This window comes from Pedobacter terrestris, from assembly GCF_052343045.1.
GTDB lineage: Bacteria > Bacteroidota > Bacteroidia > Sphingobacteriales > Sphingobacteriaceae > Pedobacter.
In genome coordinates this window covers 3,330,707-3,349,752 of the sequence record NZ_CP180264.1, presented here as the reverse complement: position 1 = coordinate 3,349,752, position 19,046 = coordinate 3,330,707, and the positions used below count along the sequence as shown (strand labels likewise).

Here is a 19,046-nt window from a genome sequence, read left to right as displayed (position 1 = left end):
TTCGACGATCAATTAGTAGAAATTAGGTTTGTAGGTACACATGCTGCCTACAATAGGGTCGATGCAAAAAATATATAATCAAAACGACATCAAATTATGAAGACACAGAATCAGTGGTTTTTATTGGAGAATGAGGACGATTACAGCCTGGCATCAGCGCGATACGAAACAATTAAATATGTGCCAAAAGAGTCTGATGACTATAAAGAAAAAATACTTTTAATTCATTTGATTCAAAAATATGAAGCAGATTATTGGGATTTGCCTGAAGTTGATCCGATAGAAAACATAAAAATAAGAATGGAAGAATTTGATCCAAAGCCATCTGATTTGGCCAAAGATTACGGAGATAAAGGCAATTTAAGTAAAGTGTTGAATGATCAGCGCAGCTTGTCGTTATCTATGATCAGACAATTCAGCACAATATTGAAAATCCCGATTAAAATTCTTGTTAAAGAATATAAGCTTAAAGTATAAAAATGGCGCAGGCATAATCTCCTGCGCCATTTTTTTGTTTTATTTTTCTGATAACCTTGTTCCGGCTTTGTAGTAAAGTTCTGCCAGAGATTTGTTGTAACTGGAAATCAGATCTTCCCTTTTCATTTTCATATCAATCAATTTACTTTCCCGACTGTTGATGATAAAGAGCGTACTTTCTCCCAGCTCAAACTTCTGAAGTTCTCCATTTAATAAAGTTTGCTGATTGCCGATACTCATAACCTGTAACTGCAATTGTTTGCTGTAAGCCGATAAATCATTATATTTGGTCATAATATCATTCCGAATATTTCTCCCCACCAATAATTGATCGTAACGCAACGCGGTTTGTTTAAGCCGTACTTCTTTCAGCTTTGCCCTCTCGGTACGCAGAAAAAGAGGAATTGCGAACTCAAAACCAAACTTGTAATTGCTAAAGTTGAAATCATAATAATCGGGCACATATTCGTTAAAATTTCGCCGACTGGATATCAATGTTCCGGTAACATTTAATTTCGGTTTTAACATTTCTTTCCGATAAGATTCTTCGAACGTTAATTGTTGGCTTTTGCTCTCTAATTTACGCAATTCAGGATGTTGATCCTGGGCCTGCACCATTAATGAATTGAGTAACGAGGCATTCGGAATTAAATTCTTATCGTCTACGGAAACCGGAATTGCGATATCGGGCAACTCACTAGGTTGCTGATTTTCATTCCAAAGGTGGTTAGACAGCAACAATTTTGTATTCTGAAATTCGATGCTGTATTTTTCCAACTGAATTTTTCGTTCCTGAACAGTGATAGAGGCTTCTACCGAGTCGATTGTTGGTTTGTCGCCAAGTTCTGTTTGCAAGGCAATAGCCCGGAAACGTTTTTCTGCAAGCTGAACGCCTTCTTGCAGTAATTCATATTGTTTGAAAGCATAATACCAGTTCCAGTAATCTTTTACAGCAGTAAACCAAACGGAGTTAATTTCTTTTACCTGTTCTGCTTCTGCATAATCTTGCATTGCTTTTGCCTGCCTTAACGTATTTCTGCGTTCATCTATAATAAATCCCTGTCCAAGCGGAATGCTGATACCCACACCGCTCAAACCTGCGGTAGAGGTACGCGTTTCTGGATTTGCATATGTGCCCACATTACGGTCGTAAGCTACTTTTAAATCTGCACCAGCAAGCCATAAAGGTACTTTCAGTTCGCTATTCCAATTGTTGTAGTAATCGGTATTGCCAAAGTATTTGTTTCTGAACTCTGTTTTTAAAGCTGGGTCAAATTTTCCTCTGGCCTGCGCCACTTGCGCTTTTGCCGTTTCACTAAGCAATTTTGCTTGCTTAACAACGGGATGGTTTGCCATTAACAATTCTTCCAAATCATTTAGCGTAAAGATTTTTTGCTGAAGAAAATTGTTTTGCGCAAAAACAGATTGCAGGGAAAACAGGCATAATAAAAGGAAAATGATTTTCTTTCTCGTCATAACACACTATTTTCCATTTTCCAGCTTAGGTTCTCTTTCCAGGTTTGGAGGGAAACCATTGAGTTTCCGCCAGATTTCATACCAAACCGGTACGCTTCTTAAAATAACCCGGCCATAAACACCAGAACCCAATCTAAGTTGCTCTGGCCAAGGTTCATCTTTCTCAGGCAATGGGTTTGCAGGCCTAACCAGCAAACGGTATTTGCCATTCGCACTGCTTACTTTATCAATTACCGTTACTGTACCGGCAAAAGTCCCAACAGCCACTGATGGCCAGCCAGAAAATTGCACCGAAGGCCAGCCATCAAATTGCAACCGAACAGGACTTTCGCCAAGAATTAGCGGAACATCCATGGCATCTACAAAAATTTCTGCCGCCATTAAAGGTGTTGCAGGTTGAAGTGTAGCAATAGATTCGCCTTCTTTAATGTTTTCTCCAATACCTGCTTTCATGGTTTTTACCACAAATCCGCTTTGCGGTGCGCGTACAATGTATAAGCCGCGACGTACATCAATATTGGCAATTTCATTTCTGAGTTTTGAGATATCGCCCTGCGCAGATGCTTTGCTAGACAATGCCGAACCTAAATCTGACTGTGCTTTCGCTAAAGATTCATTGTATTTTGCACGAATATTATCCAAATCAATTACCGCATTAATGAGCGATTGGCGAGAATTTGTAAGTTTGTTTTGCGCACTTACTACTTTCGCTTCATCATCCTGAAGATTCAAACGGCGTGTTTCAATATCTGTTAAGGAAAACAAACCATTTTTATAACCTTCTTCGTAACGCTTTAAACGCACCTTACTGGTTTGATAAAAACTTTCAGTCGCGATCAAATCTGCGCTATCTATTTTAACTACGTTTCTGGATTGGATGACTTTGTTTTGCGCAGAAGCCAGTTGAAAACGTAAACCAGAAGTTAAAGCGGCAATTTGTGCATTTGTTGCCGTCATTTTTTGATCGGCAGCCAATTCGCTGCTTCGCTTGGCCGATAATTGTTCATCCAGTCTAACGGGCAGTTCAGGATCAAAATAAGATTGTGCGGTTTCAGAAATAACTAAAATGGTATCGCCTTTTTTAACTTCGTCTCCTTCTTTAACTGCCCAACGTTCAATACGGCCACCAATTTGGTTTTGCACGGTTTGCGGGCGATCTTCCGGTCTTAGCGCAGTAATTGTTCCTTTACCAGGGATAGTTTGGCGCCACGGAAGAAACAGGATAATGATAAATAAAATACCGGCAACGGCCAGAACGCGGCCAAGTAAAATAGAACCTCTATTGCTTAATAATTGCGATTTTCCGGTTTGAGAGAGGTTTTCCCAGTTTAAGGGTCTTCTCATCACTTTGTGTTTTTTACTACCCATGTTTTTCTACCTCCTCATTCAATTCAAGGTCTGTCACAACAGCCAGTTTTTCACTTCCGGTTAGCATATCAAAAATAGTATCTAAGGTGGTTAGAAATTTTTCTATGGCATAGCCGATTTGAACTATCACAACTTCTGCAGCCACAAATTGGCCGAAAGTCATTTGACGTTCTACAACAAAATAAGAACCCAATAAAAGCATTGCACCAAATAGAAAAGTTCTGATGAGAACCGAAGCCGTAAAAAAGCGTTTCAGTATGGTAAAATGGTCATTCCTCGATGCCAGATATTTCCCGGTAATTCTGTCGGTATCCGCAATCACTTTCAACATCATTTCCTCATTTCCACGGTATTCTTGGATGCGTGAGGCTACATCTTCCAGATAAGCTACCGTTTCATACTTGTGCTCCGACTCCTGAATACTGGTGTCCATGCCGCGTTTATAATACAATACCAAAACAAGTGCAACGGCAATGATTACAATTACGCCAAAGGCGAGAAATAGCGGATGGTAAAAAGAAAGTAATACCACACTGAAGCAAACTGTTACAATAGCTGCAATAATATCGATAAGCAATTTGATCAAACCTTTCTGAATGGTAATAACGTCGAAAAAACGGTTCACCAATTCGGCAAGATTTTCGCCCTCCAATTCCGATTCTTTAATTCTAGGCAGGCGATACGCAAATTCTAAAGAAGATTTAAGGAAAATTTTCTGTTCCAGATATTCTACCAGGCTGAGTTGGCCAATGAGCATAATTCCTCCCAAAACAACACCCACCAATACAGCAAGAATTAGAATATAAGTTGAGCTGTACATTGCGCCATTGCTAAGCAGGTTAAAAATAGCCGTAATTCCAACGGGGATAGACAGACTTAAAATACCGATAATACCGGCATATAAAAATATATAGTTTATGGTTTTGCGCTCTGGATGTAACATAGAGAGCAGCCTGCGCAAAGGCGTAGGTGCAGAACCTGAATTTGTTTTTTTCATTTAAATAAATTTCCGGATATAAGTGATGATTTTGCGCCTGTTCAAACGCATACTTCTTCAAAAATCAGACGATGACATCTGGAGGCGGCGTAGGTACAGTACCGAAATGATCTATCCTGTAGAAGGTATTCTGATGGTCTTTATTTACATAAAGATTTAAGTCATTTGCCCATACAATTCTGCTTTCCAGGATGCTTAAATACTCAAATGATTTGAATTGTTTTTCGTACTGTTTTTTTTCCTCTTTCTCTGCCTTTTCAAGGTCACTTTCAGATTTCATACAGCAGCAGTATTTCCCTACCAGAAAGGTAGAAACCGGTCCACCCATTTTTAGGGTAAACAAGCCAATCAGTATGATACCGATCACATTTCTTAAAGGTGAGTTTCTAAGGAATCTAAGCACTTTTACAAAGATAAGTCTGTGCATTCATGCAGCCGTCAGCAAAATGTTATCACCGTGCAAAAAAAATGATAGAAATCTAATCCCGTTCTAATGTTAATGAGAAAGACCAATCATTTTCTTAACTAAACGAGAATTGATTTTTGATACAAAAGTTTATCCATTGTCAACATTATAGCATGCCCTACATCTTGGCTCATAACTTTCTTTTTCGCCCAGAAGTACTGTAGCATCGTTATTTGCCGTTCTGTAACTGTATAAAGCCGGGTTTCCGCAACAAACGCAAACTGCGTTCACTTTGGTAACATGTTCTGCAATAGCCATTAACGCAGGCATTGGACCGAACGGTTTTCCGGTGAAATCCATATCCAGACCGGCAACAATTACGCGGATTCCCTTCATTGCCAGTTTGTTACAGACATCGGGTAATTCATCATCGAAAAATTGAGCTTCATCAATGCCTACAACCTGCGTGTTGGCGCCCAGTAAAAGTATGGCAGATGCATTGTCTACCGGCGTAGAGGAGATGGAATTTAGATCATGAGAAACTACTGCAGATTCGTGATAACGAGTGTCGGTTTTGGGTTTGAAAATTTCAACATTCAATTTGGCAATCTGTGCTCGTTTTAGTCTGCGGATAAGTTCTTCTGTTTTTCCAGAAAACATAGAGCCACATACTACTTCTATACTTCCTGAAAATTCTCCACGTCTCCTAAAATTTTGTTCACTAAATAACATGCCGCTTGTTTGATTCCCGAGTTAATTCTAAATTATTTAAACCGAACAAATATGAGAATTATGTGTTATTTTTGGGCACTTAGTTACCAACATAAATCGATCTAAAATTCGTTTATACCTTATGATGAACCAGCAAGATATCTTCCGGAAAATAGGCAACATTCTTTCAGAACTAAATGAACAATATGAGTTTCTGGCTCAAAATCCAAAACAGTTAAATGGTTTGGAGTTGGAGCTGTTTCTTGCAAATGCCAGTTTTCTGTCGGATCATGTTCAGATTGTAAAGAAACTGAGTGAACAAAATCCACAAGAGCCGGTTAAAGCTATTGAACCTCAAACCCCTGTCGCGAATATTCTTCCCTTGCCACAAAACAACAAGGTTGAAGAAGAAACCGATCCCATTCAGCTTGAAGAAATTGTGAAAGCAGAAGAAGAGGAGGAAAGGGTAGATCTACAAACCCAATTGGAATTACAGAACGATGAACAACATAAAGAGGAGATAGCCGAAGAAGTATTGAATAAGGATTTCTTTAAACCCGATCAGGATGATTATACATTTGAATTTGATTTGGGTAACCACAGCGAACACGATCAGTTTGATTATGAAGCGAAACCTGTTGAAGAAATTTTTGACCGCAAACTGAGCGAAGCTGAAGAAGAAATTTTAGCGCAAAAGAAACGCATTCATGAAAAGCAAGAAACTGAAACCGCTTCCGGCACAGCTCAAGTTACAGAAGAAGATGAAATTGGACCAGAACCATTTTTAATTCCGCATGAGACAGAAATGGCTATGGTGGTGATGGAAGAGGAAGAAGATGAGGAAGAACCGGAAACACCAGTTGCAGAACAAAACACGCCAGTTGCACCCTTAAAAACGATTAGTTTTGATGATGCAATTATTTCGCCAAAGGTTGATGACCGCCCAGTTTTTACGCCTCAGGCTGTGCCTGTAAAACCTGTAGAAAAGCCAATTTCTTCAAATCCTGCACCTACACTTAATGATTTGCTTGCAAAAACAAATGCCCAACCGCAAGAAGTTAAAGCACCAATAGGAGATTTAAAACAGGCGATAAACCTGAACGAGAAATTGTTGTTTATCCGCGAATTGTTTAATGGCTACAATCTGGCGTACTCAGAAGTGATCGATATTATTAATAAAATGGAAAGTTTTGAAACTGCAGATACTTTTCTACAGAAAAATTATGCCGTTAAAAATAATTGGGCTTCTAAACAAAATACGGTAGATCAGTTTTATGAATTGCTGAACAGAAGATTCAGTAAATAAATAATCTCGCCTGTAATTCTTTAAGACTTTTTCCTAAAGCGATGTATTCTTTTGGATAAAGTCGTTAAGTATTCTGCCTTTTTTAGGCCCGTATCGGTATTTCTTTCAGTTTAAATAAAACCCATCCGGTTAGAATCCAATTTAAGGAAGATAAACAAGAGTATGGTAAAACTCCATAATGAAGAACCTCCGTAACTTATTAAAGGTAAAGGGATTCCAATAACTGGAATGATGCCAATCGTCATGCCGACATTAATAAACACGTGGAAAAATAAAATGCAAGCTACACTGTAGCCGTATACACGAGAGAAAGTAGAACGTTGTCTTTCTGCCATGTTAACCAAACGCAGCAGGAGAAAAGTATATAGTCCGACAACGACGGCGCAACCAGCAAAACCCCATTCTTCGCCTACTGTTGAGAAAATAAAATCTGTGCTCTGTTCGGGTACATAGCCGTATTTGGTTTGCGTTCCTTGCAACCATCCGCGGCCCGTTGCCTGTCCGGAGCCAATCGCAATCTGCGATTGAATTACATTGTAACCGGCACCTTTATTGTCGGTTTTTAATCCAAGCATTAACTCAATACGTGTTTTTTGGTGAGGCTGTAAAACCTTGTCAAAAGCAATACGTACAACAAACAGGTAAGCAACCGCAACAATAGTAACCAGCACCGTTGTGATTATTAGTTTTTGTTTGCGTTTATTGGCATAAATAAATAGCGCACCAATGGCAACAATAATGGTAATGAGTATTGATGTAGGAACAAGGAAATCTGCAATAAACAGGGCAATCATACCCAAAAAAACCAATAAAAAATATCCGGATAAACCTTCGCGATAGAGCGGGAACATAAAGGCCAAAAATACCAAAGCAGAACCGGTATCTGGTTGTAGCATAATCAGCATTAAAGGCATAAGCACAATTAATGCGGCAATGGCGATGGTTTTAATGTCTCTAAACTTCGGGTTGAAAGTACTGACGTACCTGGCCAACAATAATGAAGTACCAAATTTTGCAAATTCTGAAGGTTGTAAACGGAAAGACCCCAACGGAATCCAAGCCTGGTTGCCACCAACATTACGACCAACAAATAATACTGCAATGAGCAATAAAATCGTAGCGCCATAAATAAAAGGTGCAAATACATTAAATAAACGGCCATCAAAAAGTAATATAGATAAACCCAGAATTAATCCGGTGATAATGTAGATTAATTGCTTGCCATAACTGCTGGTAAAATCAAAACCGATGGCTTTATCCGGATTGTAAATAGAAGCATAAATGTTTACAAAACCTACGGCACACAAGGCAATATAGATGAGTACGGTAATCCAATCTACGTTAAAAAAGAAACGGTTTCCTTGCTGCTGTTGCATTACTGTTGAGCGGTTGTTTTATTGGTGTTTAGTGTGTTAATTAACCGGGGTTTAATTGCAACAGTTTGTTTCAGAACCGGTGTTTTTATTTTCAAGCTGTCTTTTACACGCTTTAAAGAATCTGTTTTTTTAATTTGCAGGCTATCTATTTTAGATAATTTCGGTTTTTTAGTTTTATCGATAATAGTTGGGAGCAAATTGGTTTCTGCAAAAGCTTTAACCGTGTAACCATTCCCTCTAGGCTTAATGGTGTCTGTCAGATATTTTTCTACGATAAAACTCGAAATTGGCGCGGCATAACTTCCGCCAAAACCACCATTTTCCACAATTACAGCAATGGCGATTTTTGGATTATCCATTGGGGCAAAACCAATAAATACAGAGTGGTTTTTACCGTGTGGATTTTGAACCGTTCCGGTTTTTCCGCACATTAAGATGTTATTGATTTGCGATTGCTTTGCAGTTCCCCAAGGTGCATTTACTGCATCGCGCATACCTTCAATAACCGGCGTAAAATATTTCGCATCAACACCAACATAGTTTTTCTCTACATATTCTTTTTTTACTACTTTCTTATCGCCAATGCCTTTAATTAAATGCGGCTTAATATAGTATCCACGGTTGGCAATTGCCGCCATAACGTTTGCCATTTGGAGTGGGGTAGAAGTAATTTCGCCCTGACCAATAGCTTGCGAAATTACAGTAGTATAGCCCCAGCGCTTGCCATAAATTTTATCATAATGCTCTGCCGGATAAAAGATACCTTTCTTTTCAAAAGGCATATCTATGCCCAATTCTTTACCAAAACCCCACTTAGAAATTTGTTCATGCCAGTTCGCATAGGTTTGGCGTTGGTTTTTCATACCATTCTTAGTAATGATATTTTGGAAAACGTGGCAGAAATAGGTATTACAACTCCGGGCAATGCCGCGTTGCATATTGATTGTTCCATCTACGTGTTCACATTTCACCTTGTGATTTCCGGCCATATAATAACCCGGACAATTAAAAGTGGTGCTTGGATCTATTGCTCCATCCTGAAGGGCAACCAAAGCATCCACTGGTTTAAATGAAGAACCTGGAGAATATTGACCAGCAACTGGCCGAATAAGTTGCGGGCGATACGGATTAGCCAATAATTTCATGTAGTTTTTACCCCAGTCTTTTCCTACAAACTGGTTTGGATCTATACCCGGACTGCTCACAAAAGCTAAAATTTCACCTGTTGCAGGTTCAATGGCTACAATTGCACCAACTTTGTTCTGCATCAATTCTTCTCCCAGTCGCTGGATGCGGATATCCAAAGAAGAAATTAGGCGCTCGCCGGTAACGGCATTAATGTCGTATTTTCCATCAGCATAACTCCCTTGCGGCACATTATGTACATCGTAAAGCGTGTTGATGACGCCTTTTTCGCCACGCAGATATTCTTCGTAAGAAAGTTCAAGTCCGCTTTTTCCGATAAAATCACCAGGGCGATAATACCCTTCAGATTTTTCAATGTCTTTCGGACTTACCTCTTTCACATAACCGAATAATTGGCCCGCCACACTATCCGGATAATGTCTGATGGTTCTGTCCTGAGTTCTGAAACCCGGAAACTTGTACATAATTTCCTGTAAACGGGCATAACTTTGCACGGAAATCTGGCGTTCAAAGAAAGTGGCCTGGTAAGTAGATTTTAGTTTCGCTCTCCGCATTTTTTCGCGCACACCGTCAATTTCGATATTTAAGGCTTTTGCGAGAGCAACGGTATCAAATTCCTTCACCTCATTTGGTGTAACCATTAAATCATACACGGGTTCATTCTGTACAATAACTTTCATATTGCGATCCAGAATGGCTCCACGTGCGGGATATTTATAAATCCGGCGTAAGACATTACTTTCTGCAGAAAGAAAATATTTATCACTCACAATCTGGATATAAAACAACTTTCCCAGCAAAATGAGTACAACAACAATAAATAAACCCTGGATGATGTATTTTCGGTTGAACAACTGATCCATTAACGCGCCCTTCTTCTAAAGAATATAAATTCTACCAATAAAATCAGCAGTAAGGTAAAGATACAACTTAGGCCGCATCTCATCAATGTATAGGCAATTTCGGTTAATTTAAATGTCTCCAGAAAGAATAGGACCAAATGATGCGCAAGCACACAAAGTAAAGCATAAAGTGCAAACCACCTGAAGCCCATATAACTTAACGAAGGTTCGGGATCATCGATAGAATCGCGGTTTAAGCTGATGTTGATAAACGATATTCGTACAAATGCAAGTACTACGCAGGCAGTAGCATGTACGCCTAGTGTATCGTAAAAAGCATCTAAGGTTAAACCGGTGCCAAATGCCAGGAGAAAAAGGATGATATTTGGCATGCCAAAGGGCAGCAATAATAAAAATAAGATGTAAATAAAAGGAGTAGATAGATCATAAAAGCCCATATTTTTGAGCAGGAAAATCTGCACAAAAAGAAGGATGAACCAACGGATTACATTTACAATGATGATTCTACTGTTCATTTGCCTTTGCTACGCTTTCTAATGTTTTTTGTTCTGGAGCCAGCTTGTCCTTAATTACATAAACATACTGTAAGGTTCCAAAATCGGTAAAAAGATTTAATTCTGCCGATAAGAAATTATCATTGGTTACGACATTTGTCTTGGTAATTTTGCCCACCAGGATTCCGGCAGGAAAAGATGCAAAACCGGAGGTTACGACGGTATCGCCAACGAACATTTTAATGTGATTGGGCACTTCTTTGATAAAGCCCTTTCTTATATCGAAGTTGTTATCGCCCCAAACCAAAGATCCGAGCGCATTACTTTTTTTAAGTGTTACACTCACCTTTGTATCTTTGTGCAAAAGCGATTGTATAGTTGCCAGATGATCAGAAACATCGCGAATAAAGCCAACAACACCTTTTTGGGGTGCAATAACGGCCATTCCTTCGGCTATTCCATCTAGTTTTCCTTTGTTAATGGTAATGATGTTGTTGCGCAAGGTGATTGAATTTTTGATCACTTTTGCTGCAAGATAGGTATATTGTTGGTTGGTAAGTGTATCAATAACCTTAACATCTTTGGCAGAATCTACCGTAGTTAAAGCTAAAATATGTGTTTTAAGTCTGGCATTTTCTGCCGCCAAACTATCGTTCACGATGCCCAGATTAAGGTAACGTTTAAAAACATTTAAACGTTCGTAAGCTGTACCCACAACTTCATTTGTGGAGTTTAAAGTAATGCTGCGCTGATAACCATTATTTTTCACCGTTAGGTAAATGCCAATAAGGAAAAAAATGATGAACAGGAAAAATGCGTTGTATCTGCTTATGAAAATCCAAAGGTTACGCATTGCTATTGAGATTTAAGACGGAAGATTTGAGATAGGAGATTCAGGTTTTATTCTTAAATCTCCTATCTCGCATCTAATTTACTGCATTAAAAATTTATATCCGCCAATATTTTTTAAGGCGATTCCGGTACCACGTACCACAGCACGTAATGGATCTTCTGCCACATGTACCGGTAATTTTGTTTTGGCTGCAACGCGTTTATCCAAACCTCTAAGTAAAGCGCCACCACCGGTTAAATAAATCCCGGTTTGATAAATATCTGCAGAAAGTTCTGGTGGGGTAATCTCCAAAGCTTTTAAAATCGCTTCCTCAATTTTGGAAATGGATTTATCCAGACAGTGTGCTATTTCTGTATAAGACACGGTGATTTGTTTTGGTACACCAGTCATTAAATCACGACCTTGAACCGCAAAATCAGAAGGCGCATCCTGCAATTCTGGCAAGGCAGCACCAACTTCAATTTTAATTTTTTCTGCCGTACGGTCGCCAATCATAATGTTGTGTTGGCGGCGAATGTAGTTTACAATATCAGAGTCGAAATTGTCTCCCGCAACGCGGATAGATTGATCGCAAACAATACCAGATAAAGCAATAACTGCAATTTCTGTAGTTCCGCCACCAATATCGATAATCATATTACCCATCGGTTCTTCTACGTCAATTCCAATACCAACGGCAGCAGCCATAGGTTCGTGAATCAGGTAAACCTCTTTTGCACCGGCAATTTCGGCAGAATCGCGCACGGCACGTTTTTCCACTTCAGTAATCCCAGAAGGAATACAAATTACCATACGTAAGGATGGAAACATCCAGCCTTTACCGCCATTCAGCATTCGGATCATGCCTTTAATCATTGCTTCAGCAGCATTGAAATCGGCAATAACTCCATCTTTCAGCGGACGCACAGTTTTAATATTATCGTGGGTTTTTCCCTCCATTTGCATCGCCTGACGGCCAATGGCAATAACCTTGTTTGTCGTACGATCAAAAGCAACAATAGATGGTTCATCTACAACTACTTTGTCGTTATGTATAATTAGGGTGTTCGCTGTGCCCAAATCTATGGCAACCTCTTGCGTAAACCAATTGAATAATCCCATGTAAGGTGTATGTCTTTATGTTTTTTAAACTATATATATCCTAAATGTAAAAATAGCTTTTTTATTGTCTCAAGTCCTATCTCTTCAATCAATAAATTGTTTTACAGGCAATTAATTTGTATTAAAGCTGAGCGCCTAAAGCTGAAAGCCTCAGGCCTAAAGTTTCTTAAAAAGCGCCTTAATCTGTCTACTTTTTGCTTTAAGCTTTTTCTTGCCGCTCTCCGCTCTCCGCTAAAGCGGTTAGTGTTTAAAGTGTCTTACTCCTGTAGTTACCATTGCAATTCCTTTTTCATTGGCTTTTGCAACAGAATCTGCATCTTTAATAGAACCACCAGGTTGTAAAACCACAGCAATTCCGGCTTCAGCAGCAATTTCTACACAATCCGGGAAAGGGAAAAAAGCATCAGAGGCCATTGCAGCACCCTGAACAGAAAAACCGAAAGAAGCCGCTTTTTCTATTGCCTGTTTTAAAGCATCAACACGTGAAGTTTGACCAACGCCGCTCGAGATTAAAACATCGTCCTTAACCAATACAATTGTGTTGGATTTGGTATGTTTAACAATTTTATTTGCGAAGAATAAATCCTTTAATTGCTGTTCGCTTGGTGCTTTTTCCGTAACGGTAGTCATTTGCTCTGGTCCTTCAATTACCAAATCTTTATCTTGTTCAATCACACCGTTTAATAAGGTTTTGAATTGTTTTTTACTCAATTCTACCTCGTTGCGTTGTAATATTACGCGGTTTTTCTTCTTGCTGAACAATTCTACTGCTTCTTTTTGATAAGAAGGCGCGATTAACACTTCGAAAAATAAATTGTTGATTTCTTCTGCTGTAGCCAAATCTACTTCTCTGTTGGTAATTAACACACCCCCAAAAGCAGAAACCGGATCGCAGGCTAAAGCATCAATCCATGCTTGTTTAACCGTTTCGCGTGAGGCTACACCGCAAGCGTTTGTATGTTTTAAAATAGCAAAAGTTGGTTCTTCAAACTCATCAATAAGCGCAACAGCCGCATCAACATCTACCAGGTTATTGTAGGAAAGTTCTTTCCCATTTAATTTGGTAAACATTGCATCCAGGTCGCCATAAAATACACCGCCCTGGTGAGGGTTTTCTCCGTAGCGAAGTGTTTTGGCTTCGGTTACACTTTGTTTGAAAACATAAAGAGGATCTTCCTGATTAAAGTAGTTAAATATTGCAGTATCGTAATGAGAAGAGGTATGGAAAGCTTTTTTAGCGTAAGCTTTGCGTTGTGCTATGGTTGTTTCGCCATTTTGTTCTTCTAACTGTGCCTGTAATCTTGGATAATCATTTTTAGATGCGATGATAACTACATCGTTAAAGTTTTTTGCAGCTGCGCGGATAAGTGAAATTCCGCCGATATCTATTTTCTCAATAATTTCTTCAGCTGTTCCACCTGCTTTTACTGTTTCTTCAAAGGGATAAAGATCTACAATCACAAGGTCAATTTCCGGAATTTCATATTGCGAAATCTGTTCCTGATCGCCAGCTAAAGCTCTGCGGTTTAAAATACCACCAAATACTTTTGGATGCAAGGTTTTTACCCTTCCACCTAAAATTGACGGGTAACCCGTTAAATCTTCAACGGCTGTAACCGGTAAATTCAAATCCCTGATAAATTGTTCTGTACCACCTGTAGAGAATAGTTGCACACCCTGTTCGGCTAACAATTTTACCAATGGCGCTAAACCATCTTTATAATATACTGAAATTAAAGCGTTTTTGATTTTAATGGATTGACTCATTCTACTCGAAATTTTGAGCCGCAAAGGTAGTAAAACCCCACGGTTTATGAAATGTAAACCCTCTGTTATTGTATTTTTTTTGTGTGAATAAAAAAACTTTGTTTAAATGGAGGGTTTTTAGATTCAGAAACGATCATTTGCTCAGCTCTAGCAGGCTAAAACCCTATTTCTTGACTTTTTTTACCAGCGTTTCTACAACCTTGGGATAGTGCAGGTGCTCCAGTTGCTGGCCTTTAAATTTTACCATCTCCAGGCTGTCGCCCTTGTCAATTTTGTAGCGCGCCTGATAAATGTATTCTCCTTCATCATAATGTTCATTCACATAATGAATGGTAATGCCGCCTTCAGGCTCGCCTGCAGCCAGTACGGCATGGTGTACAAAATCTCCATACATGCCTTTGCCACCATATTTAGGCAATAAAGCCGGATGGATATTTACAATTCTGCCAGGATATGCGCTGATCAAACTTTTAGGGATTAGCCATAAAAAGCCCGCCAAGACTATAAAATCTATATCGAGATTTCTGAGTAGATCAATAACGTCTTCGGTTTTGTAAAATTCGTTCTTATCAAAAATATGTGTCGGGATTTCGAAATTGTCTGCGCGTTGCAATACATATGCATCCGGATTGTTGGTTAAAACCAAAGCAATTTCGATTTCGTTACTCCTTTTGAAATGCTCCATGAGCTTCTGTGCGTTAGACCCAGAACCGGATGCAAAGATGGCTATTCGTTTTTTCACTCAGATTCGTTTTTCCAAAATTAATATTTTAATGTTTTTATTCTAATAAAAATTGATAATGTTACCGATAGAATGCGATCGCATAGAATGGCATTATAACAAAGGCATAAACTAAATCGCTGAAAATCATCCAATACCCTTATATTTGCCGTGCTGAAGGGAAAAAAATATAAAGAAGAAAAAAGTTGAAAACTGTTTTGTTATTTTAAAACAATAACTCTATATTTGCAACCCGAATTATAGGAAACGATTAAAGAAAAAAATAAAGGCTAAATAAAAATGGCAAATCATAAATCTTCATTAAAAAGAATTAGAGCAAACGCAACAAAACGTTTACGTAACAGGTATCAGGCAAAAACTACTCGTACTTTTATTAAAAGATTACGTGCAGCTGAAGATAAAAATTCTGCTTCAGAATTATTGCCTAAAGTAATTTCTATGCTAGATCGTTTAGCTAAGAAAAATGTAATCCACAAAAACAAAGCGGCTAACAATAAATCAAAATTAACGAAATTCGTTAACGGTTTAAAATAAGCCAATTTTTTACGATATTAGAAACGGCATCCCAACCAAAAGTTGGGATGCTTTTTTTGTTTCGTAAAAAATGGAGAACTACAATCATAAACTGGGGATCAAACTGTGGGCAGAAGAAGATCGGCCGCGTGAAAAATTGCTTCTGCACGGTCGGCGGCATTTAACAGATGCAGAACTTATTGCCATACTTATCGGTTCAGGAAATGCTCAGGAAACTGCTGTAGATCTGAGTAAACGAATTTTGGCTTCTTATGGCCATAACCTTTTTAAACTTGGAACAGCCTCTATTGCAGATTTATCTAAGTTTAAAGGTATTGGAGAAGCTAAAGCAATATCTATAGTTGCTGCACTGGAATTGGGCTTAAGGCGGCGCGAAAAGGATACCGAAACCGCCTTTAAAATTACAACGGCAAGAGATGGTTACGATTACATGCGCAATACGCTCGCTGATCTGGATCATGAGGAGTTTTGGATTATCTTGCTCAATCGTGCCAATCATGTATTGGGTAAACATTTGATCAGTAGAGGAGGCCAATCGGGCACAGTTGTAGATGCAAAAATTATTTTTAAAATTGCCCTGCAGCACAATGCTGCCAGCCTGATTTTGACCCACAATCATCCATCTGGCAATGTTAAACCAAGCGATGCGGATAATAAAATCACGAAGAATCTGGTTAGCGTAGGGCAGGCCCTTAATCTTTTTGTTGCAGATCATATTGTGTTTGGTTTAAATGATTATTACAGCTATCGCGATCATGACTGTATTTAAAATGTTTATCCGTTAGCGTTGCGTTTACCTCAGAAAGGATGTTTTTATCCATAAACCCCAGATCGCACATTAAACATGACTGTTCTATATAGCTTTAAACGCTAAAAATTCTCAGCTTTTTGCTATAAATCTCATCTTTACATTAAACGTTTCGGCTAGAATATTATCTTTGCGTTTTATAAAATCCGAGTTGTAGCCATAAGAAAGATCTTTACGCCCAACTTAAACTTCATACGCTAAAATGAAAATATCATATAACTGGCTAAAACAGTTCGTTCAAATAGACAAAACACCACAAGAACTTTCTTTAATTCTGACCAATGTTGGTTTGGAGGTTGAAAGTGTAGAAAAAGTTCAGCCAGTGATTGGCGGTTTGGAAGGTTTGGTTATTGGCGAAGTTTTAACCTGCGTTCAGCATCCAAATGCAGATCGGTTAAGGGTTACTACAGTAAGTGTAGGTGGGGCAGAAAATCTGCAAATTGTTTGTGGCGCACCAAATGTTGCCGCCGGACAAAAAGTTGTTGTCGCCACAGTTGGTACAACGGTATATCCGCTAGAAGGAGAACCTTTCAAAATTAAGGAATCCAAAATCAGAGGAGAAGTATCTCAAGGAATGATTTGCGCGGAAGATGAAATTGGACTTGGCAAATCTCACGACGGAATTATGGTTTTACCGGCCGAAACTGAGGTTGGCCAACGGGCAAAAGACTATTTTGAGATGGAAGACGATTTCGTTTTTGAAATCGGCTTAACGCCAAACCGTGCTGATGCTGCTTCGCATTTAGGCGTTGCCCGCGATTTGGCTGCCTATTTCAGATCTACTTATGAAATTCCGGATCTTGCTGAATTTAAAGTAGATAATGAAAATCTGGTTATTCCTGTAACTGTAGAAGACGAAGACGCTTGTCCGCGGTACAGCAGTTTAACCATCTCAAACGTTACGGTAAAAGAATCGCCAGACTGGTTGAAAGACAAACTGAAAGTTATCGGACTTCGTCCTATTAATAATGTGGTTGATATTACGAACTATATTTTACATGGTTTGGGGCAGCCGTTACATGCTTTTGATGCCGATCGGATTGCTGGAGGAAAAGTTATCGTTAAAAAAGTTGCAGAAGGTACACCTTTTACTACTTTAGACGATGTTGAACGCAAGCTGAATGCAGAAGATTTGATGATTTGCAATGCTGAAGAACCAATGTGTATTGCTGGTGTATTTGGCGGTAAAAGCTCTGGTGTTAGTACGGAGACTAAAAATGTGTTTCTGGAAAGTGCATATTTTAACTCCGTATCTGTACGTAAAACATCAAAAAAACATGGCCTGAAAACAGACGCATCGTTCCGTTACGAACGCGGTACTGATCCGGAGATTACAGTAATTGCCTTAAAATATGCTGCTTTGCTGATTAAAGAAATTGCCGGCGGCGAAATTTCTTCATCTATTTCTGATTTTTATCCAAAACACATAAAACCTTTCGAGTTTGAAGTAAGTTTCACAAACATCAATAAATTGATTGGAGCAAATATCCCTTCGGCAGAAATCAAAAGTATTATTACCGCACTTGGCATTTCCGCAAGCAAAACATCAGAAGATACTTTGGCGCTAAGAGTGCCTTCATATAAAGTTGATGTTACCCGCGAGTGTGATATTACAGAAGAGGTTTTGAGGATTTATGGATACAATAACATTGAAATCCCGAAAAAGGTAAATGCATCTTTGTCTTATTCTAATCATCCGGATAAAGAAAATACACAAAATGTGGTTGCAGATATGTTGGCCGCTAATGGTTACGCAGAAATTTTATGCAATTCTTTAACTAAATCTGCGTATTCTAAAAATCTGAATGAAGCCGTTTTTATTTTAAATCCATTAAGCAGCGATTTGAATGTAATGCGCCAAAATCTTTTAATGCCCGCGTTAGAGAGTGTAACATACAATCAAAACCGTAAAAATGCAGATGTGAAGTTTTATGAATTTGGTAAAACCTATCACCTCATTAACGAAAAATATGTAGAACGCCCGCGTTTGTTATTGCTTATTTCTGGAGGTAAACAAAGCGAACAATGGAACCAGGCTTCAAAGTCGGTAAGTTTTTATAACTTAAAAGCAGCGGTAGATGCAATTATTTCGCGTTTGGGCATTTCAAGTTTCCAGACTGACGTATTAAATGATGAAAATTTCGCTTACGGAATTAAATACTTCCGAGGAGACAAAACCCTGGTAAATTTCGGTGCAGCAACAAAAGCTGATCGGAAACTTGCCGACGTAAATGCGGAGGTTTTCTATGCAGATTTTGATTGGGCAACTTTGTTGGATATTATCCGTAAAAATAAAATCGTAAATAAAGAGGTGTCAAAATACCCTCAGGTACGAAGAGATTTATCTTTGTTGATTGATCTGTCTGTTACTTTTGAAACACTTAAAGGTATTGCCTTTAAAACCGACAAGAAACTGATTAAGGATGTTGGTGTTTTTGATGTGTACGAAGGCGATAAACTGCCAGAAGGCAAAAAATCTTACGCTTTGAACTTTATTTTGCAAGATGAAGAGCAAACATTGACAGATAAGCAGATAGATAGCACAATGCAGAAGTTAATGGCGAATTTAACGCAACAAGCCGGCGCAGAAATTAGGAAATAAAATATTAATTCGTATTTTT

The 19,046-nt window shown here is 38.7% G+C and carries 17 protein-coding genes; 5 read left to right on the top strand and 12 right to left on the bottom strand.

Going from position 1 to position 19,046, the window contains the following annotated elements; genetic code table 11:
• Positions 1 to 96: 96 nt before the first annotated feature.
• On the top strand, positions 97 to 477 hold the full coding sequence (locus ACJVDH_RS14160) for a helix-turn-helix domain-containing protein (protein ID WP_443944053.1): 381 nt from the start codon (positions 97 to 99) through the stop codon (positions 475 to 477).
• Between the two features lie 39 nt (positions 478 to 516).
• On the opposite strand, the gene ACJVDH_RS14155 is transcribed toward ACJVDH_RS14160, so the two are convergent.
• The 5 genes from ACJVDH_RS14155 to ACJVDH_RS14135 all read right to left on the bottom strand — a co-directional run bounded on the left by ACJVDH_RS14155 (position 517) and on the right by ACJVDH_RS14135 (position 5,456).
• Complete coding sequence (locus tag ACJVDH_RS14155) at positions 517 to 1,953, bottom strand: TolC family protein (RefSeq protein WP_443944052.1); 1,437 nt, start codon at positions 1,951 to 1,953, stop codon at positions 517 to 519.
• 6 nt (positions 1,954 to 1,959) lie between these two features.
• Positions 1,960 to 3,297, bottom strand: coding sequence for an HlyD family secretion protein (locus ACJVDH_RS14150; RefSeq protein ID WP_443944051.1), 1,338 nt, complete (start codon positions 3,295 to 3,297; stop codon positions 1,960 to 1,962).
• A 16-nt stretch (positions 3,298 to 3,313) separates the two neighbouring features.
• Positions 3,314 to 4,318: an ABC transporter transmembrane domain-containing protein gene (locus ACJVDH_RS14145; protein ID WP_443944050.1), complete on the bottom strand. Its 1,005-nt coding sequence runs from the start codon at positions 4,316 to 4,318 to the stop codon at positions 3,314 to 3,316.
• 64 nt (positions 4,319 to 4,382) lie between these two features.
• Positions 4,383 to 4,745, bottom strand: a complete 363-nt coding sequence (locus ACJVDH_RS14140; protein ID WP_443944049.1) for a hypothetical protein — start codon at positions 4,743 to 4,745, stop codon at positions 4,383 to 4,385.
• Positions 4,746 to 4,874: 129 nt separating this feature from the next.
• Complete coding sequence (locus ACJVDH_RS14135) at positions 4,875 to 5,456, bottom strand: thymidine kinase (protein WP_443944048.1); 582 nt, start codon at positions 5,454 to 5,456, stop codon at positions 4,875 to 4,877.
• 121 nt (positions 5,457 to 5,577) lie between these two features.
• Here ACJVDH_RS14135 and ACJVDH_RS14130 point away from each other — a divergent pair, with 121 nt between their 5' ends.
• Positions 5,578 to 6,741, top strand: coding sequence for a hypothetical protein (locus ACJVDH_RS14130; protein WP_443944047.1), 1,164 nt, complete (start codon positions 5,578 to 5,580; stop codon positions 6,739 to 6,741).
• A gap of 110 nt (positions 6,742 to 6,851) precedes the next feature.
• On the opposite strand, the gene rodA is transcribed toward ACJVDH_RS14130, so the two are convergent.
• From rodA to purN, 7 genes are all read right to left on the bottom strand, one after another.
• The gene (rodA, locus tag ACJVDH_RS14125; RefSeq protein WP_443944046.1) at positions 6,852 to 8,117 is read right to left on the bottom strand and encodes a rod shape-determining protein RodA; all 1,266 of its coding nucleotides are present in this window, start codon (positions 8,115 to 8,117) and stop codon (positions 6,852 to 6,854) included.
• Positions 8,117 to 10,126 (bottom strand): penicillin-binding protein 2, encoded by a 2,010-nt coding sequence (gene mrdA, locus ACJVDH_RS14120; protein WP_443944045.1) that lies wholly within the window; start codon positions 10,124 to 10,126, stop codon positions 8,117 to 8,119. The genes rodA and mrdA overlap by 1 nt, the downstream gene beginning before the upstream one ends.
• Positions 10,126 to 10,641, bottom strand: coding sequence for a rod shape-determining protein MreD (locus ACJVDH_RS14115; RefSeq protein WP_443944044.1), 516 nt, complete (start codon positions 10,639 to 10,641; stop codon positions 10,126 to 10,128). The genes mrdA and ACJVDH_RS14115 overlap by 1 nt, the downstream gene beginning before the upstream one ends.
• Complete coding sequence (gene mreC / locus ACJVDH_RS14110) at positions 10,631 to 11,473, bottom strand: rod shape-determining protein MreC (protein WP_443944043.1); 843 nt, start codon at positions 11,471 to 11,473, stop codon at positions 10,631 to 10,633. The genes ACJVDH_RS14115 and mreC overlap by 11 nt, the downstream gene beginning before the upstream one ends.
• Before the next feature lie 78 nt (positions 11,474 to 11,551).
• Positions 11,552 to 12,574 carry a rod shape-determining protein gene (locus tag ACJVDH_RS14105; protein ID WP_039478263.1) on the bottom strand — a complete coding sequence of 341 codons (1,023 nt, stop codon included), beginning with the start codon at positions 12,572 to 12,574 and terminating at the stop codon, positions 11,552 to 11,554.
• A gap of 240 nt (positions 12,575 to 12,814) precedes the next feature.
• Positions 12,815 to 14,341 carry a bifunctional phosphoribosylaminoimidazolecarboxamide formyltransferase/IMP cyclohydrolase gene (purH, locus tag ACJVDH_RS14100; RefSeq protein WP_443944042.1) on the bottom strand — a complete coding sequence of 509 codons (1,527 nt, stop codon included), beginning with the start codon at positions 14,339 to 14,341 and terminating at the stop codon, positions 12,815 to 12,817.
• 163 nt (positions 14,342 to 14,504) lie between these two features.
• Entirely contained in the window at positions 14,505 to 15,083 is a 579-nt protein-coding gene (gene purN, locus ACJVDH_RS14095; protein WP_443944041.1) for a phosphoribosylglycinamide formyltransferase, read from the bottom strand.
• Between the two features lie 279 nt (positions 15,084 to 15,362).
• On the opposite strand from purN, the gene rpsT reads away from it, so the two are divergent.
• The 3 genes from rpsT to pheT all read left to right on the top strand — a co-directional run bounded on the left by rpsT (position 15,363) and on the right by pheT (position 19,027).
• Positions 15,363 to 15,617 (top strand): 30S ribosomal protein S20, encoded by a 255-nt coding sequence (gene rpsT, locus ACJVDH_RS14090; RefSeq protein WP_090884174.1) that lies wholly within the window; start codon positions 15,363 to 15,365, stop codon positions 15,615 to 15,617.
• A gap of 70 nt (positions 15,618 to 15,687) precedes the next feature.
• On the top strand, positions 15,688 to 16,386 hold the full coding sequence (gene radC / locus ACJVDH_RS14085; RefSeq protein ID WP_443944040.1) for a RadC family protein: 699 nt from the start codon (positions 15,688 to 15,690) through the stop codon (positions 16,384 to 16,386).
• 241 nt (positions 16,387 to 16,627) lie between these two features.
• Positions 16,628 to 19,027, top strand: a complete 2,400-nt coding sequence (gene pheT, locus ACJVDH_RS14080) for a phenylalanine--tRNA ligase subunit beta (protein WP_443944039.1) — start codon at positions 16,628 to 16,630, stop codon at positions 19,025 to 19,027.
• Positions 19,028 to 19,046: the final 19 nt, after the last annotated feature.

Coding starts and splice junctions, on each gene's coding strand:
- ACJVDH_RS14160 (WP_443944053.1), top strand. CDS start 97: ATGAAGACACAGAATCAGTGGTTTTTATTGGAGAATGAGGACGATTAC.
- ACJVDH_RS14155 (WP_443944052.1), bottom strand. CDS start 1,953: ATGACGAGAAAGAAAATCATTTTCCTTTTATTATGCCTGTTTTCCCTG.
- ACJVDH_RS14150 (WP_443944051.1), bottom strand. CDS start 3,297: ATGAGAAGACCCTTAAACTGGGAAAACCTCTCTCAAACCGGAAAATCG.
- ACJVDH_RS14145 (WP_443944050.1), bottom strand. CDS start 4,318: ATGAAAAAAACAAATTCAGGTTCTGCACCTACGCCTTTGCGCAGGCTG.
- ACJVDH_RS14140 (WP_443944049.1), bottom strand. CDS start 4,745: ATGCACAGACTTATCTTTGTAAAAGTGCTTAGATTCCTTAGAAACTCA.
- ACJVDH_RS14135 (WP_443944048.1), bottom strand. CDS start 5,456: ATGTTATTTAGTGAACAAAATTTTAGGAGACGTGGAGAATTTTCAGGA.
- ACJVDH_RS14130 (WP_443944047.1), top strand. CDS start 5,578: ATGATGAACCAGCAAGATATCTTCCGGAAAATAGGCAACATTCTTTCA.
- rodA (WP_443944046.1), bottom strand. CDS start 8,117: ATGCAACAGCAGCAAGGAAACCGTTTCTTTTTTAACGTAGATTGGATT.
- mrdA (WP_443944045.1), bottom strand. CDS start 10,126: ATGGATCAGTTGTTCAACCGAAAATACATCATCCAGGGTTTATTTATT.
- ACJVDH_RS14115 (WP_443944044.1), bottom strand. CDS start 10,641: ATGAACAGTAGAATCATCATTGTAAATGTAATCCGTTGGTTCATCCTT.
- mreC (WP_443944043.1), bottom strand. CDS start 11,473: ATGCGTAACCTTTGGATTTTCATAAGCAGATACAACGCATTTTTCCTG.
- ACJVDH_RS14105 (WP_039478263.1), bottom strand. CDS start 12,574: ATGGGATTATTCAATTGGTTTACGCAAGAGGTTGCCATAGATTTGGGC.
- purH (WP_443944042.1), bottom strand. CDS start 14,341: ATGAGTCAATCCATTAAAATCAAAAACGCTTTAATTTCAGTATATTAT.
- rpsT (WP_090884174.1), top strand. CDS start 15,363: ATGGCAAATCATAAATCTTCATTAAAAAGAATTAGAGCAAACGCAACA.
- radC (WP_443944040.1), top strand. CDS start 15,688: ATGGAGAACTACAATCATAAACTGGGGATCAAACTGTGGGCAGAAGAA.
- pheT (WP_443944039.1), top strand. CDS start 16,628: ATGAAAATATCATATAACTGGCTAAAACAGTTCGTTCAAATAGACAAA.